Below are 14,272 nucleotides of genomic sequence, written 5' to 3' on the forward strand. Positions count from 1 at the left end.
GTCTTCCTTAGCTCATGAATTGGCCGCCGTTGACCGACAGGTTGGTACCGGTCATAAAGCCTGCATCGTCTGCAGTCAGAAACGCCACGGCTCTGGCGATGTCTTCGGGCTGACCGAGGCGACCCACGGGAATGCCGGCCAGAATGTTGTCGAGAACTTTCTCGGGTACTTTCCGGACCATCGGTGTGTCGATGTAGCCAGGAGAAACCGAGTTGGCGGTGACGCCTTTACGGGCCCCTTCCAGAGCGATGGATTTGGTGAAGCCGTAAATGCCGGCTTTGGTGGCCGCGTAGTTTGACTGACCAAACTGGCCTTTTTCACCATTCAGGGACGAGATGTTTACGATGCGGCCAAAGCCCCGTTCGCACATGCCCTCGAAGACGTGCTTGCACATATTGAACATGGACGTCAGGTTCACACTGATGACCTGATTCCACTGCTCGGCCTGCATTTTCTTCAGCGGGGCGTCGTTGGTAATGCCAGCGTTGTTGACCAGGATATCAACCGGGCCGTGCTCCTGCTCAACACGGGCAACGAACGCTTCGCAGTTTTCATAGTTGGTGACGTCCAGTGGGTAGATCGCAACGTCGATACCGTCGTTCTTCATGTCCTGCTGCCAGGCCACCGCGTCGGCGGTGGATTTTTCGTCGGGCAGGTGTGAGGCAACGATGGTACGGCCCTGGGCGGCCAGAGCTTTACACATGCTGGTGCCCAGGCCACCGGTGGCGCCGGTTACAACCGCGATACGATTCGTCATTGGATTCTCCTTTTACGTTTTTGGGTGATTGCAGATTACTTCAGTAGTTTCTTGACGGCCGTGGATTTGGAAATGGCGCCGGCCGCGCCGTATTGCTGGCTCCGGGTCTCGATCTTCGGGAGTTCATACAGGTAGTTCACCATCAGTCCACCGGACTGCTCGATGCCCTTTCGGGAGGTGTCTGCCATCCAGTTGATCCGGGCGACCTGAGCGCCGTTGCTCAAATGAAAATGGGCCACCGGGTCCAGAGCTCGTTGAGCGTCTTTCTGGCAAAGGCACAGATAAGACGCGCCGAGCTTGATGAGTGCGTCCTGCCTGAACTGATCGCCGGAGTCGGCGATGGCCGCGGTTCTGGGCGGCGGCAGGCTGAGCCAGTCGGCGCCACCAGGCAGTTCGGACAAGGTTGCCGGAGCACAGCTGTCCAGCCACCGGACAAACCCGGGCATCGGGGACAAAGTGGCAAACTGTTTCAGTTGCGGACACTCGTCGCTCAGCTTTTTAACCACCTGTTTGATCAGGAAGTTGCCAAAGCTGATACCGGCCAGCCCTTTCTGCGCGTTGGAGATCGAATAGAAAATGGCGGTGTCGGCGGTTTCGACATCCTGGGTCGGGGCGTCTTCGTCGAGCAGTTTCTGAACATCACCCGCGAGGCCGTTGACCAGAGCGACTTCGACGAAAATCAGTGGCTCTTCTGGCATGTTCGGGTGAATAAAGGCAAAGCAGCGCCGGTCGGAGTCGAGCCGGTTTTTCAGGTCGCTCCAGCTTTGGATTGCATGGACGGCTTCGTACGCGATCAGCTTTTCAAGCATGGCTGCGCTGGACGTCCAGGTGATTTCTTCCAGTTGCAAAAGCCCAACGTCAAACCAGGTTGCCAGCAACTCTCTGAGGTCGGTCTCAAGAGGTTTCAGGGAAGGGTAGTCTTTGCAATAGGCCAGCAGTTCCTCCCGCATGTCGACCAGGAACTTGACGCCCGATGGAACGCCATTGAACTGTTTCAGAAGTGTTGTCCGGCTGGGCTCCAGCGCCTTGCGCAGGGCCTGCGCCGCTTCGGTCTTTCGGGCATCGGGCGCGTCGTGCCACTTGTTGATGGCCGTCTCGGCCTTGTGTTCGTTGACGCCGTACTGGTCCGCGAGTAGTCCGAGAAACCGTATTTTTCCGGTTTTGGAGAGCTTGAGGTAGGCGCGACCGAGCAACGCTGCCCGGTTCCGGGCCTCGACCTGGCCACCGTTTTCAGCCAGGCAGTTGTCGATCCACGTCCGGACGGTCGCCACGTCTGACTCTTCAAGGTCCGCGGAAATGTTCATGATGTCGGCGCCGCGACGATTAACGGAGTCTAGCCCTCCGGGCACCAGTTTCTTGAACGCCCTTTCAAAGATGTTTGCAGGCTGAGCTTGCATACCGCGGTTCCCCTTCTGCGAAGCGAGGTTGTTTCTTATGTTGGAAAGAAGGCTATCAGAGCAATCTCGAAAAACCAAGTAAAAATACTTGGTTTAATGGATGTAAACCATTAGTGTATTAAGTTCATGGATTAATCAGAGGAATGAAACAATGCAAGAACTACATGGTTACTATCTGGAAGATCTCGAAGTGGGCATGGAGGCGTGTTACGCCAAAACCATCACCGAAGCCGACGTGGTGTTGTTTGCCGGTATCAGTGGTGACGACAACCCGGTGCACATCAATGTCGAGTACGCCAAGACCACCCCGTTCAAGGAACGCATCGTTCACGGGATGTTCAGTGCCGCCCTGATCTCGGCGGTCCTGGGGACGCGGCTACCTGGCCCCGGAGCCATCTACATCGACCAGCAAATCCGCTTCAAGGCACCGGTACACATTGGCGATACCGTTGTTGCCACCGCGAAGGTGATTGAGATCAACGAAGAGCGTCGTCGGGTAAAGCTGGAGACCATCTGTAAGGTGGGTGACACCGTGGTGGCTGAAGGGGTTGCAACAAACATGGTCGATCGTCGGCCGGCGTAAGGCAGGAGTGCTGGATATGTTGTTGGATAGAGAAAAGTCGATCGTAACCGTGGTTGATGTTCAGGCCCGGCTGCTGCCTGGCGTTCACGAACACGAGAGCCTGGTGAATAACTGCAGCTGGCTGGTTCGGCTGGCGCACTTGATGGAAGTGCCGGTGATTGGGTCTGAGCAGTACCCGGAGGGCCTGGGGCACACCGAAGAGGGCCTCAGAGCGTTGGTTGGCGAAGCTAACCTGCATGGGAAAACGCTGTTCTCATGCATTGATGACGCCGGGTTTGAAGCCGCGTTCAATGCTCATGACCGGAAACAGGTGGTTCTGTGCGGGATGGAGTCCCACGCCTGTGTTGTCCAGTCTGTGCTGAGAATGCTGGAGAAGGGGCTGGAAGTTTTCGTGGTGACGGATGCCATTTCAGCCCGGAATCCGCAGGACACCGACGTCTCGTTGCGCCGCCTCGAGCGCGCCGGGGCGCAACTGGTCACCCGGGAGATGGTCGGTTTTGAATGGCTGCGTCGGTCAGACGCGGCCCAGTTCAAAGCCTTCAGTAAAGACTTCCTGAGGTAGTATGAGGCGGGGCCCGCGACTTATGTCGTCAAGGGCCCTCTAATCGTGCCATAGTGCCGTCGACGCAGCCGCCTGAATCTGGAGAACCGATCCCATGAAAACCCGCACACCGGAAGAAGGCTTTTCCGCACTGACAGACGACGCGGAAAGAAACCGGTTGCTGGCGGAAATGGCGGAGGAGTCCACCGACATGATTTCTCGCCACACCCCGGAAGACTGGCGGTTTATTTATGCGTCTCCGGCCGTAACCCACTTGCTGGGGTACCGTGTGGAAGAGATTGTCGGTATGTCGGCATACGACCTTTACCACCCGGACGATGTCGAGGATTTCAGGCTGCGCGCGCCGACCGTGACCTATGATCGCGGCTTGTACACTCACACCTACCGGTTCCGCTGCAAAGATGGTCATTACACCTGGCTGGAGAGCACCAGCCGGACCATCCGGGACCCGGAGACGAACGAGATCCGGGAAATTCTGGTGGTCTCCCGTGATGCCACCCACAGGATCAAGGCGGATAAAGCCAATCGACGGCTGGCCCGAGTGCTGGAAAGTACCCAGGATCTGGTGATCTTCGTAAACCTTGATCACACAGTTTCGCACCTGAATGAAGCCGCGCGGCGGGCACTCAGGCTGGAACAGACCGATTACAGCTCGTTCGATGTTGCCCGCTTCCTGACGGAGAGAGGGCAGGAATTGCTGTCGGGCGAAGGGTTTCCGGGGGCCCGGAAGACCGGGCACTGGCGTGGCGAGGTGACGATGTGCAGCCTGGATGGCACCCGGATTCCGGTTCTTCTGGAATTGCTTGCCCACCGCTCGCTGCATGGCGACATTGAGTATTTCTCCATCGTTGCGCACGACCTGACGGAAAAGAAAGCCGCTGAAGAACAGCTGAAACAGTATCGGGCAGACATTGACCATGCCAGCCGACTGGTGACCATGGGAGAGCTGGCGTCGAGCCTCGCCCACGAGCTGAACCAGCCGCTTTCGGCCATGGTGAACTACCTGCGCGGGATTGAACGCCGCTTTGCCGGCCATGAAAGCATTGCCTGGCGCGATGTGGACGTGCCCATCACCCGCAGCATCCGGACGGCCCTGAGGGCAGGTGAAATCATTCATCGGATGATGGACTTTACCCGTAAACAGGAACCCGTGATTACCTCGCTGGAGTTGCCAGAGCTGATCAGCGATATGATTGAGTTCTGCGACTCGGTGGCCGACCGCAATCAGGTACGGGTTATTCAGGAAGTGCCGTCGGATACGCCGTTGGTTAAAGGCGACCGCATTCAGCTTGAGCAGGTGCTTCTGAACCTGATTGTGAACGCGATTGAGGCGAGTGAAAGCACAGACGAGAGCCCAAAAACCGTCCGGGTGACGGTGGCTCCGCACTCGGAGGATCAGATTCGGGTCAGTGTAGAAGACCAGGGGCCGGGTGTGTCGGAAGCCGATATGTCTCAGCTTTTTGATCGCTTCTTCTCAACCAAACAGTCAGGATTGGGCATGGGGCTGGCCATCAGCCGCTCATTGGTAGAGAATCTGGGGGGCGAGCTGTGGGCGACCAACCTCCCTGAAGGGGGCGCCTCTTTTTCATTCACCCTGAACATTGCCGACTGACCAACTCATGACTTCCAACAACGATACTCAAACGGTGTTCGTCATTGATGACGATGCCGATGTGCGTGATTCTTTGCAATGGCTGCTGGAATCCGTTGGGCTCCAGGTGCAGGCGTTTGAGGATGCGTTGGCCTTTTTTGATGCATTTGATGAGCGGCAGAGCGGCTGTATCGTCATGGATGTCCGGATGCCGGGGCTGAGCGGTATCAACGCCCAGAAAAAACTGCCGGAACACAACATTGAGTTGCCGGTCATTATGATTTCTGCCCACGGCAATGTGGATATGGCCGTCAGAGCTCTGACTCAGGGCGCTCTTACCTTCATAGAAAAGCCTTTCGATGATCAGGTGCTGATTGATCACGTTCACAACGCCCTCGAAAAAGACCGTGCAAGGTTTGCCCGCCGGAATTCACAAGCCCGTATCCGGGAGCGATACGACAGTCTCACCCGCCGTGAACGCCAGGTTCTGGAGCTGATCGTCAAAGGCTTTTCCAATCAGGAAGCTGCGGATGAACTCGGTATTAATCGCAAGACGGTTGAAGGCCATCGGGCCAATATGATGGCCAAAATGAAAGTGGACTCGTTCGCCGAACTGGTTCAGGTTGCCATTGGTCTGGGGCAGGTAAAAACCCTCGATTTCGGTTAACAAAACCAAGTATTTGTCATTGGTCAAAGTTTGTGCTTTCATGCCTGTACAACAAAAACAGGAGCATGCACATGAACTCTGCACGTCCAGTCAAAGGCACACTCACCAGCAGCCATTGGGGTACCTACCGTGTTCACTCCCGCAACGGAGCCGTCACCGCGCTGGAAGGGTTTGAGTTAGACCCGGATCCCTCCCCGATTGGTCAGGGCATCGTCGATGTTCTGGAAGGCCCGTTACGCATTACCCGGCCGATGGTTCGTAAGGGATGGCTTGAACATGGCCCGGGCGGTGCAGACGGGCTGCGTGGGCGGGATGAGTTTGTCGAGGTATCCTGGCCCCGGGCCATTGAGCTTGTCAGCGGCGAGCTTGACCGGGTTCGGAGTCAGTATGGCAATGAGGCTATCTATGGTGGCTCCTACGGTTGGTCCAGTGCCGGTCGGTTCCACCATGCTCAGAGTCAGTTAAAGCGTTTCCTCAATACCATTGGTGGGTTTACATACTCGGTCAACACCTACAGTTATGCGGCGGCGGAAGTCACGTTACCTTATGTCCTCGGTGATTTTTACTCCATGGTCAATGGCGCCACCAGTTGGGACGTTCTGAAGGAACACTGTGAGTTGTTCGTAGCCTTTGGAGGAGTGCCGGTCCGGAATGGCCAGGTGACCAATGGCGGCGTTGGGCGCCATGTACAGAAACAAGGCGTGCTGGAGGCCGCCGGGAATGGCCTGCAGTTTGTGAATGTCGGGCCGCTGCGCTCGGACGTTCTCGAAGAGGCAGGGGCTCAGTGGTACCCGATTTACCCCGGCAGTGATGTCGCGTTGTTACTGGGCATTGCCCATACCCTGCATGAGGAAGGGCTGGCGGATCAGGCGTTTCTGGCAAGGTACACTACCGGTTTTGACCGATTCCTCCCGTATCTTCTGGGCGCCTCAGATGGCGAGCCCAAGTCGGCAGACTGGGCGGCGGCGCGCACCGGCCTGTCGGCCGATAGCATACGGGAGCTTTCGCGGGAGATGGCCCGCAAGCGAACGATGATCTCTGTAAGCTGGTCACTTACCCGTCAGGATAATGGGGAGCAGCCCTACTGGGCCGCCATCGCAGTGGCGGCGATGTTGGGCCAACTGGGCACGCCCGGCGGAGGAATCGGGTTCGGGTACAGCGCCATGAATGCCATTGGAGCCAATTACCGGGGCATCCCAGGAGCGTCACTGCCCCAGGGGAACAACCCGGTAAAGCGCTTTATACCGGTCGCCAGGATTGCAGACATGCTGCTGAAACCCGGAGAGACGTTTGAGTACAACGGCCTGACAGAAACCTATCCGGAGATCCGGCTGGTGTATTGGGCCGGCGGCAACCCATTCCACCACCATCAGGACCTGGACCGGTTGCGTCGGGCCTGGCAGAAACCCGATACGGTAATTGTTCACGAATGGTGCTGGAATGCTCAGGCCAAGCATGCGGACATCGTTCTTCCGGCAGCCACGTCTCTTGAGCGCAACGATATTGCCTCGTCCAGCCGGGACCCCTTTTTGATTTTCATGGAAAAAGCCAGGGAACCGGTTGGTGAAAGTCTGACCGATTACGAAATTTTCGGGCGACTGGCCAGTGCCTTGGGGGTCCAGGAAGCCTTTACCAAAAACCGGGATGAATCGGGCTGGCTGCAGGCGCTTTATGACGAGACCCGCGAGAAAGCCAAAGCCAGCAACATCGACCTGCCGGCGTTCACGGAATTTGTGGCGCGCGGCTGGTTCGAGAATTCAGCACCCGAGGAGCCTCAGATTCTGCTGAAACGTTTTCGGGACGATCCGGCTCGTTACCCGCTGAAGACACCGAGCGGAAAAATCGAACTCTACTCAGAGCAGGTTGCCGCCTTTGGTTACGAGGAGTGCCCGGGGTTTCCATTCTGGAACGAGCCGACCGAGTGGGCAGGTCGGACTGCCGGAGAATACCGGCTGCACCTGATCTCAAACCAACCAAAGAACAAACTGCATTCGCAACTGGACCATGGTGCCCATAGCCGGGAACTGAAGATCAACGGCCGTGAGCCTGTGCTGATTCACCCGCAGGATGCGGAGGAAAGAGCGATAAACGACGGCAGTCTGGTCCGTCTGTTTAGCCCTCGCGGTGCCTGCCTCTGCACCGCAGTGATCAGCGATGAGGTTCGCCCGGGTGTTCTGCAGTTGAGTACCGGGGCCTGGTACGACCCACCTGCGGAGGGCGTGGCAGATCTCTCCTGCCTGCATGGCAACCCCAATGTCCTCACCCGGGATGAGGGAACCTCACGTTTGGCCCAGGGGCCGAGTGCGATGTCATGCCTTGTTGATATCGAAGTGTACAACGGGCCTGTTATGCCAGTGAGGGCGTTTGTGCCGCCAGTGGTGCGAGAGGAAGCTGACACCTCAGGCTGAATTCAGAAACCTCGCAACCGCCTCATAAGTGCGCGAACTGGCCTGGGGAACCAGGTCCTCCAGATTCAGGTAGGCGTGGATCATGCTGGGCTCAAGGTGGTGCTCTGTGGCAACGCCGGCTTCGGTCAGCCGTTCAAGGTATCTCGAGCCTTCGTCGCGCAGGGGGCAGAAGCCTGCGGTGACCATCAGGGTGGCCGGGGACTGGCTGCTGACGGGCATGAACAGTGGTGAGGCGGAGCGTCGGCATTCATCGGCCTGAAAGTAGTGATCGAAATACCATTGGATGCGGGGTTTCTCCAGCAAGTACCCATGGGCAAGCGTGTCGATGGAAGGGCTGGAGAGTGTGTAGTCCAGGCTGGGATAGATCAGGGCCTGCCTGCTGATTGGCAGGTTGGGGTCTTGTTGGCTGAGTGCGCTGAGTGTTGCGCACAGAGCGCCGCCGCCGGAGTCTCCCGCCAGGCTGAGAGTGGGAGTGTAGAGCAGGCTGGCGTCGTCCAGATGTGACCACAGGTGCTGGATGACGGTGTAGCAGTCTTCAAGGGCCGCTGGGTACGGGTGCTCTGGCGCCAGGCGGTAGTCAGGGGCCACAATCAGTTGACCCGAAGCGTTGGCCAGTTTGCGGCAGATCGGGTCATACACCTGAATGCTGCCGCACATGTGGCCGCCGCCATGGAGGAACAGCGTGACCGGCTTGGGGATGTCTGGTGAGGGATCGTAGATCCTCAGCGGAATACTCCTCCCGATAATGCTGTCCTGCACCCGGGCGATGGCAGGTGCATCGGTCACAAAGGCATCGGTCATGCGAGCCAGACTTTTGCGCATGAACCCGGGGGTGATTCGGCGGGCCGCTGAATCACCCTGAAGTTTTACCTGTTCGTTAACTCCGGAAAGCCAGTTGGCCAACCCTGGGTGGAGTTCTTGTGTGTTCAGCATTGGAACAGCACCAGTGCTTCTCCGCGGCAAATCACCCGGTCGTTGTCACCGGAACAGATGGTTTCCAGATTGACCAGTGCTTTGTCCGGTCTGAGCCGGGATATCCTGACGGTGGCGGTCAATGGTTCGTTGACTCTGGCTTGCGCTGCAAAGGTCATGGACTGCTTGAGGTAATTGGTGCCCTTACCTGGCAGCTCCATCCCCAGAAGGTAAGAAAACAGTCCCGCAATCAGTGGCTCGGGAACCCTCTCAACTGGCTGTTCAAGGCCTGCCATCCGGGACCACTGCTCCAGATCTTCAGGCGAGAACTGTCGATGGACACTGACGAGCTGCTGCTCGCGGAGTTGTTCGAAGCGGGGGAGTGTCGTTTCGGTCATCGGGGGCTTCCTGTATCCGGTTCAAGAGTGCATTGGCCTTCAAGGCAGGTGTGGCCATCCGCATTCACGATCCTGGCAGAGAAAACCAGACCGGGTGCATCGCCATGATGTTCCAGGTGAAGAGCAAGTGGCTCCCCGGCGTATGCCGGAGACGGAAACATCAGTCGTTGCTCGGCCAGTTGATGATCGGGGAAGTGCCGGTGAAGGCATCCTCGAAGAACGGTGAACAGCAGCATGCCATGGGATACCGTCGCGCCGAAGCGGGTGCGGGCGGAGTAGTCGGGATCAACATGAATAGGGTTATGGTCGCCGCTCAGGTCTGCAAACTGGTTGAAGTCGTGCTGGCTGAGACAGAACTTTTCCTCTATAGGGTTGAGCATCGTCATGTCAGGGATTCCGTAACGATTGTTTGGTGATTTTTCCGAGAGCGTTTCTGGGCAATTGCTCCAGACGTTCAAAGGTTTTTGGCACTTTGTAGCCGGCCAGTCGCTCACGACAGAATGTCGTCAGAGTTTCCGGAGACGGTGGTTTCTGGTTGTGGGAAACGGTGTAGCAAGCCTTGCCGACCTCGCCCCAACGCTCATCCGGTACGCCAATAACGGCAACGTCCTCAATGGCTGGGTGCTCGTGGAGAACCTTTTCCACCTCGGCGGGAAACACGTTCTCTCCACCGGAGATAAACATGTCTTTCCAGCGATCTACGATGTAGTAGTGGCCATCGGCATCGCAGCGGGCGACGTCGCCACTGTGAAACCAGCCCCCGTCGCTGATCGCGTCTGAGGTGGCGTCGGGGCGTTTCCAGTAGCCAGGAGTGATGCCTGGCCCCCGCACCAGCAGTTCGCCCGCCTCACCGCTGGCAACATCACGCCCCTGGACATCGACAATCCTGACATCAACCAGTAGTTGTGGGCGTCCGACGGAACCGGTTTTACTGATGACGTTCTCTTCATCCAGCAAAAAAACTGTCGGCCCGGTTTCGGTCATCCCCATGCCGGTGCGAATGAGAATGTCATGACTTGCATACTGCTTGGCCACGTGGGCGGGCAAGGCGGCACCGCCGCAGCCCCAGGAACGAATCCGTTTGAGATCAGCGGAATTAAACGCTGGCGATTCCAGAAAGGCCTGGTAGATGGCGGGTACACCGAAAAAGATCGTCGCCCGTTCTGCGAGGACCGACAGTGCCTGTTCGGGATCAAAGGTCCGGGATACCAGAACAGAGCCACCGGCCATCAGGACAGCGCTTGAATAAAGATTGATGCCGCCGGTGTGAAACAGGGGGAGGACATTGAGCAGCACGTCTTTCTGATTCAGCCCCACGGGAATACCAATGTTGAAGTAATTGGCTTCCATCATCCGGTAAGTCTGTATCACCCCTTTTGGCCGGCCTGTGGTGCCAGAGGTGTAGAGCAGATACCAAGGGGTATCCGCGCTGCGTGGTGGATGTGGTGTCAAATCCGGAATCACCGAAGCCAGGGCTTTGTGGTAATTGGTGTCGTTATCTCCGGTATCGGGGGCCAGGCTGATACCGGGCACGCCGGCTTCGATCAGAGGCAGTGCGGTGTCTTTGAACTCCGGCCCATAGATCAGTGCAGCGGGCTCCGCGTCGGCCATCAGGGTTTGCAGTTCCGGCAATGCCAGCCGCCAATTCAGCGGGACCAGGATCAGCCCTGCCTTGGCGCACCCGAAGAGCATCACAAAGAATTCTGCCCGACTGTGGCCAAGATAGGCCACACGGTCCCCGGGTTTCAGGTGCCACCGGCGGGTGGCGGCAGCACTGAACCGGGCAGCCTGAGCGTTGAGTTCCCGGTAGCTGTATCGGGTACCGTCGTGCAGATCTTCGAGGGCTGGTCTTTCGGGCGACACTTGTGCCCGCTGCGCCAGTAAGTCAAACATGTCCATGATACTTTCCCATTTTTGTTCTGTTTGCGAGAGGGCTGTGCGCCCGTCCCGCTAAGGGTTGAGTTCCTGCCAGTCGAACCGGGTAATGCGATTACTGATCAAGGAAAAGACAAAGGTGTAGCCGCCCCCGCTGGCAATGGATCGACGCCGGAATCGGTTTATGGCGCCTGTTTCAGAAATCTGGCCATACCGGTGTGAGCCTCCTCAGTCTGAATCTGCGCAACGAAGGCGTCGTATTCCAGCTTCAGGGCGGCGGCTGTCTCTGAAGGAGCAGGCCGGTTAAGGCGGAGTGTGCTGAGCACACTTTCGGGTTGTTTGGCGCACAGGTTCTGGCAGAGGGTTTGTACCTGGTCTTCCAGAGCTTCCGGCTCCACCAGATAGTGGGCCAGCCCGTACTCGTAGGCCTGGTGCGCGGTCAGTGTGCGGTTTGTTAACTGGATTTCGAGTGCTCTTGAGGCGCCGATTCGCTGCCCCATCAGATTGCTCCAGCCACCATCGGGACTGAAGCCGACAACCGTATACCAGGGTGCAAAACTGGCTTTGGTGCTGGCAATCACGATGTCCGATCCCAGCACCAGGCCCAGAGAACCGCCGGTTACCAGGCCTTGAATGGCCGACACAATCGGGGCAGGGGTATTCAGCATGGCGAGAATGACTTCGTTAAGCTTGCCAACCACCTGGCGGGCATAGGCGGCCCGATCTTTCCGGGGCGTGTCGAAAAAAGCCCGGACATCGCCGCCGGATGAAAACGACCGACCTTCCGCCGCGAGGACAATCACCCTGGGTGGCGTGTGGTGGCATTGCTTCAGAGCATCTAGCAGGCCATCCAGTAATTCCGGCACCAACGCGTTGTGCCGTTCCGGGCGTGCCAGCGTGAGATGGACAATGTCCCCGTTTCGTTGAAAGTGAACGTACTGGTTGGTCATGCCGGTTCCTTGTTCCGTTAACCTTTTGATCCCAGGGCAATCCCGCGATTCAACAGGTCGGTGATGGTGTCCACGATTTCATCAAACGGCACGTCCTGCTCCCAGAGCGCAAAGCGCAGGCCAAGGAAGTTGGACAGCCCCATCAAAGCCCAGATTCTCACTTCATCGTTGCCTGGCCGGATCTCGCCTTTACTGGTGGCGTTTGCAAGCATGCGTAGATAGCCTCGCCCGAACGACTCGTAGTATTCGCGATAGATTGACTCATCAACGAATTGGGCTTCCTGCAGGACGCGATAGAGCGAGGGATTGGCTGCTACGTACTGAAGAAAGGCTTTGAGGCCCAGTCCCTCAGCCTCAATCCGGCTGCGAGCATTCTTAACCTCGCTGGCCAGATGCGCCCGCAGTTTCTGCCCCATGTCCCGAACCAGCTCGCGCAGTGTGTCTTCCTTGCTGGCGAAATAGGTGTAGAAGGTTCCCTGGGCTACACCGGCGGTCCTGGTGATGTCAGACACGCCAGCCTGGTGATAGCCCATGGAGCCAAAGGCCTCCTCGGCGGCCTGCAGGATTTTTGCCCGGGTACGGGCGCCCCGCGCCGTTTTCGGGGCGCCAGGGGGAGTGGTTTTGGTGTCGCTTTTGGTCATTTTCATACCCATCAATTTAAAGTCAAACCTGAATTGGTTGTCAACTTTGAATTTTCAAATTTGTTTTTGGTTGTTCTGGCTTTTAATATTTATTGTTTTTTTACAGTGACTTATTTCTTTGTTTTGGTTTTTTGCCTCGTTTTTTCATAAAAAATCTCGCATCCTTGTTGACGAAACCTGACTCGGTTGTCATATTTTGGGTCGGTTGTCTGGTTCAGGCGCACACTTGATGTCGTGAGCAGTAAAGCCAGGCTCCTTAACAACAAATACAAGAGAGATGCCATTATGAGACGTTCTCTGTTAACCACCGCCCTGTCGTTGACAATATTTTCCTCCGTGCAGGCTGCAGATGCCATCCGGGTTGCCCACGTGACCGACTTTACCGGGCCTCTCGCACCTTATGCCGAGCAACTGCACATCGGAATGAAACTGGGGTTCGAGTATGCCACGGAAGGTTCGATGACCGTGGAAGGGCGTAAGCTTGAGGTCATCAGGAAAGACTCCCAGCTGGACCCGGCCCGTGCCCGTACCTTGGTGGAGGAAGCCTATGGCGAAGATGATGCCCACATTGTGGTGGGGCCGGTGTCATCGGGGGTTGCTCTGGCGACCCTGCCTCTGGCTGAGGAATATGAGCGAATCATTATGCCCGAGGGCGTTGCGGATGCGATTACCGGTGACAGCTGGAACCGTTATGTCGTCCGGGTTGGCCGAAACTCCTCACAGGATGCGGTCTCGAATGCGGTTGCTCTTGGCAAACCCGGTGTGTGTGTTGCCACCATTGCCCAGGATTATGCCTTTGGCCGGGACGGCGTTGCGGCCTATCGCGAGGCAATGGAATCCGAAGGTGGACGCGTCGTCCATGAAGAGTATCTCCCGCTTGACGCGACAGATTTCACCGCAGCGGCACAGCGCCTGTTCGGTGCCCTGAAAGACCGGGATGGCTGTGATCAGGGGCGTTATATCTTCACCATATGGGCAGGCTCCTCGAATCCACTGAGCCGGATCAAGGACCTGGAGCCCGAGCGGCACGGTATCCAGCTTGCGGCGGGCGGCAACACGCTGGCAGCCATGGTGGGCTATTCGTCGTTCCCGGGGATGGAAGGTGCTGGCTCCTACTACTTTGAATCGCCCGACAACGACCTCAATCAATGGCTGGTTGATGCGCACTTTGAGCGCTATCAGCAGGCGCCGGACTTCTTCACCGCCCAGGGTTTTTCGCAGGCAATGGCGATCGTTGCCGCAGTAGAGAAGAGTGGTGGCTCTACCGAGGCTGAAGATCTGATTGAGGCCTTCCGCAATCTCCGCTTTGAAACGCCAAAAGGGGACATGCTGATCCGCGCCGAGGATCACCAGGCGTTGCAGGCCATGTATCACTTCCGCATTACCCCCCAGGAACGCGATGACTGGTTTTCAGACCGAACGACGAACGTCGGTGTGCCTGAACTCATTCGCACCATTCCCATTGAAGCAATGGATATTCCCGTCCGTAACTAAGGGCTAAGCCATGCCAGGCCGGAATTCACAGGCAGAA

The 14,272-nt window shown here is 57.4% G+C and carries 14 protein-coding genes; 6 read left to right on the forward strand and 8 right to left on the reverse strand.

Annotated elements, in window-relative coordinates; translation table 11 throughout:
* Positions 1-7: 7 nt before the first annotated feature.
* The gene (gene phbB / locus K325_RS0111000) at positions 8-757 is read right to left on the reverse strand and encodes an acetoacetyl-CoA reductase (protein ID WP_029654321.1); all 750 of its coding nucleotides are present in this window, start codon (positions 755-757) and stop codon (positions 8-10) included.
* A 35-nt stretch (positions 758-792) separates the two neighbouring features.
* Positions 793-2,154, reverse strand: a complete 1,362-nt coding sequence (locus K325_RS0111005; RefSeq protein WP_029654322.1) for a malonyl-CoA decarboxylase — start codon at positions 2,152-2,154, stop codon at positions 793-795.
* Between the two features lie 151 nt (positions 2,155-2,305).
* Here K325_RS0111005 and K325_RS0111010 point away from each other — a divergent pair, with 151 nt between their 5' ends.
* From K325_RS0111010 to K325_RS0111030, 5 genes are all read left to right on the forward strand, one after another.
* Positions 2,306-2,737, forward strand: coding sequence for a MaoC family dehydratase (locus K325_RS0111010; protein WP_029654323.1), 432 nt, complete (start codon positions 2,306-2,308; stop codon positions 2,735-2,737).
* A 16-nt stretch (positions 2,738-2,753) separates the two neighbouring features.
* Positions 2,754-3,299 (forward strand): hydrolase, encoded by a 546-nt coding sequence (locus tag K325_RS0111015; RefSeq protein ID WP_029654324.1) that lies wholly within the window; start codon positions 2,754-2,756, stop codon positions 3,297-3,299.
* Between the two features lie 94 nt (positions 3,300-3,393).
* Positions 3,394-4,911, forward strand: a complete 1,518-nt coding sequence (locus K325_RS0111020; protein ID WP_029654325.1) for a PAS domain-containing sensor histidine kinase — start codon at positions 3,394-3,396, stop codon at positions 4,909-4,911.
* 7 nt (positions 4,912-4,918) lie between these two features.
* Entirely contained in the window at positions 4,919-5,557 is a 639-nt protein-coding gene (locus tag K325_RS0111025; RefSeq protein WP_036193409.1) for a response regulator transcription factor, read from the forward strand.
* 71 nt (positions 5,558-5,628) lie between these two features.
* Positions 5,629-7,965: a molybdopterin guanine dinucleotide-containing S/N-oxide reductase gene (locus K325_RS0111030; protein ID WP_029654327.1), complete on the forward strand. Its 2,337-nt coding sequence runs from the start codon at positions 5,629-5,631 to the stop codon at positions 7,963-7,965.
* Here the strand turns inward: K325_RS0111030 and K325_RS0111035 are convergent.
* The 6 genes from K325_RS0111035 to K325_RS0111060 all read right to left on the reverse strand — a co-directional run bounded on the left by K325_RS0111035 (position 7,957) and on the right by K325_RS0111060 (position 12,741).
* Positions 7,957-8,898: an alpha/beta hydrolase gene (locus tag K325_RS0111035; RefSeq protein ID WP_029654328.1), complete on the reverse strand. Its 942-nt coding sequence runs from the start codon at positions 8,896-8,898 to the stop codon at positions 7,957-7,959. The two genes, K325_RS0111030 and K325_RS0111035, sit on opposite strands and share 9 nt — an antisense overlap.
* A complete protein-coding gene (locus tag K325_RS0111040; RefSeq protein WP_029654329.1) occupies positions 8,892-9,275 on the reverse strand; it encodes a hotdog family protein in 384 nt (127 codons plus the stop codon). The genes K325_RS0111035 and K325_RS0111040 overlap by 7 nt, the downstream gene beginning before the upstream one ends.
* Positions 9,272-9,661: a MaoC/PaaZ C-terminal domain-containing protein gene (locus tag K325_RS0111045; RefSeq protein WP_029654330.1), complete on the reverse strand. Its 390-nt coding sequence runs from the start codon at positions 9,659-9,661 to the stop codon at positions 9,272-9,274. Before K325_RS0111045 ends, K325_RS0111040 begins: the two co-directional genes overlap by 4 nt.
* 1 nt (position 9,662) lies before the next feature.
* Positions 9,663-11,174 carry an AMP-binding protein gene (locus K325_RS0111050; protein WP_029654331.1) on the reverse strand — a complete coding sequence of 504 codons (1,512 nt, stop codon included), beginning with the start codon at positions 11,172-11,174 and terminating at the stop codon, positions 9,663-9,665.
* Between the two features lie 158 nt (positions 11,175-11,332).
* Positions 11,333-12,100 (reverse strand): enoyl-CoA hydratase/isomerase family protein, encoded by a 768-nt coding sequence (locus tag K325_RS0111055; RefSeq protein WP_029654332.1) that lies wholly within the window; start codon positions 12,098-12,100, stop codon positions 11,333-11,335.
* A gap of 17 nt (positions 12,101-12,117) precedes the next feature.
* Entirely contained in the window at positions 12,118-12,741 is a 624-nt protein-coding gene (locus K325_RS0111060; protein WP_206556500.1) for a TetR/AcrR family transcriptional regulator, read from the reverse strand.
* Positions 12,742-13,026: 285 nt separating this feature from the next.
* On the opposite strand from K325_RS0111060, the gene K325_RS0111065 reads away from it, so the two are divergent.
* Entirely contained in the window at positions 13,027-14,235 is a 1,209-nt protein-coding gene (locus K325_RS0111065) for a substrate-binding domain-containing protein (protein ID WP_029654334.1), read from the forward strand.
* The last annotated feature ends 37 nt before the right edge of the window (positions 14,236-14,272 follow it).

It is taken from the genome of Marinobacter daepoensis DSM 16072 (assembly GCF_000421165.1).
Classification (GTDB): domain Bacteria; phylum Pseudomonadota; class Gammaproteobacteria; order Pseudomonadales; family Oleiphilaceae; genus Marinobacter; species Marinobacter daepoensis.

Bases quoted from the DNA above. Each gene is read 5' to 3' on its own strand.
- K325_RS0111005 (WP_029654322.1), bottom strand. From the start codon at position 2,154: ATGCAAGCTCAGCCTGCAAACATCTTTGAAAGGGCGTTCAAGAAACTG.
- K325_RS0111060 (WP_206556500.1), bottom strand. From the start codon at position 12,741: ATGACCAAAAGCGACACCAAAACCACTCCCCCTGGCGCCCCGAAAACG.
- K325_RS0111025 (WP_036193409.1), top strand. From the start codon at position 4,919: ATGACTTCCAACAACGATACTCAAACGGTGTTCGTCATTGATGACGAT.
- K325_RS0111045 (WP_029654330.1), bottom strand. From the start codon at position 9,661: ATGACGATGCTCAACCCTATAGAGGAAAAGTTCTGTCTCAGCCAGCAC.
- phbB (WP_029654321.1), bottom strand. From the start codon at position 757: ATGACGAATCGTATCGCGGTTGTAACCGGCGCCACCGGTGGCCTGGGC.
- K325_RS0111035 (WP_029654328.1), bottom strand. From the start codon at position 8,898: ATGCTGAACACACAAGAACTCCACCCAGGGTTGGCCAACTGGCTTTCC.
- K325_RS0111030 (WP_029654327.1), top strand. From the start codon at position 5,629: ATGAACTCTGCACGTCCAGTCAAAGGCACACTCACCAGCAGCCATTGG.
- K325_RS0111065 (WP_029654334.1), top strand. From the start codon at position 13,027: ATGAGACGTTCTCTGTTAACCACCGCCCTGTCGTTGACAATATTTTCC.
- K325_RS0111010 (WP_029654323.1), top strand. From the start codon at position 2,306: ATGCAAGAACTACATGGTTACTATCTGGAAGATCTCGAAGTGGGCATG.
- K325_RS0111055 (WP_029654332.1), bottom strand. From the start codon at position 12,100: ATGACCAACCAGTACGTTCACTTTCAACGAAACGGGGACATTGTCCAT.
- K325_RS0111050 (WP_029654331.1), bottom strand. From the start codon at position 11,174: ATGGACATGTTTGACTTACTGGCGCAGCGGGCACAAGTGTCGCCCGAA.
- K325_RS0111040 (WP_029654329.1), bottom strand. From the start codon at position 9,275: ATGACCGAAACGACACTCCCCCGCTTCGAACAACTCCGCGAGCAGCAG.
- K325_RS0111015 (WP_029654324.1), top strand. From the start codon at position 2,754: ATGTTGTTGGATAGAGAAAAGTCGATCGTAACCGTGGTTGATGTTCAG.
- K325_RS0111020 (WP_029654325.1), top strand. From the start codon at position 3,394: ATGAAAACCCGCACACCGGAAGAAGGCTTTTCCGCACTGACAGACGAC.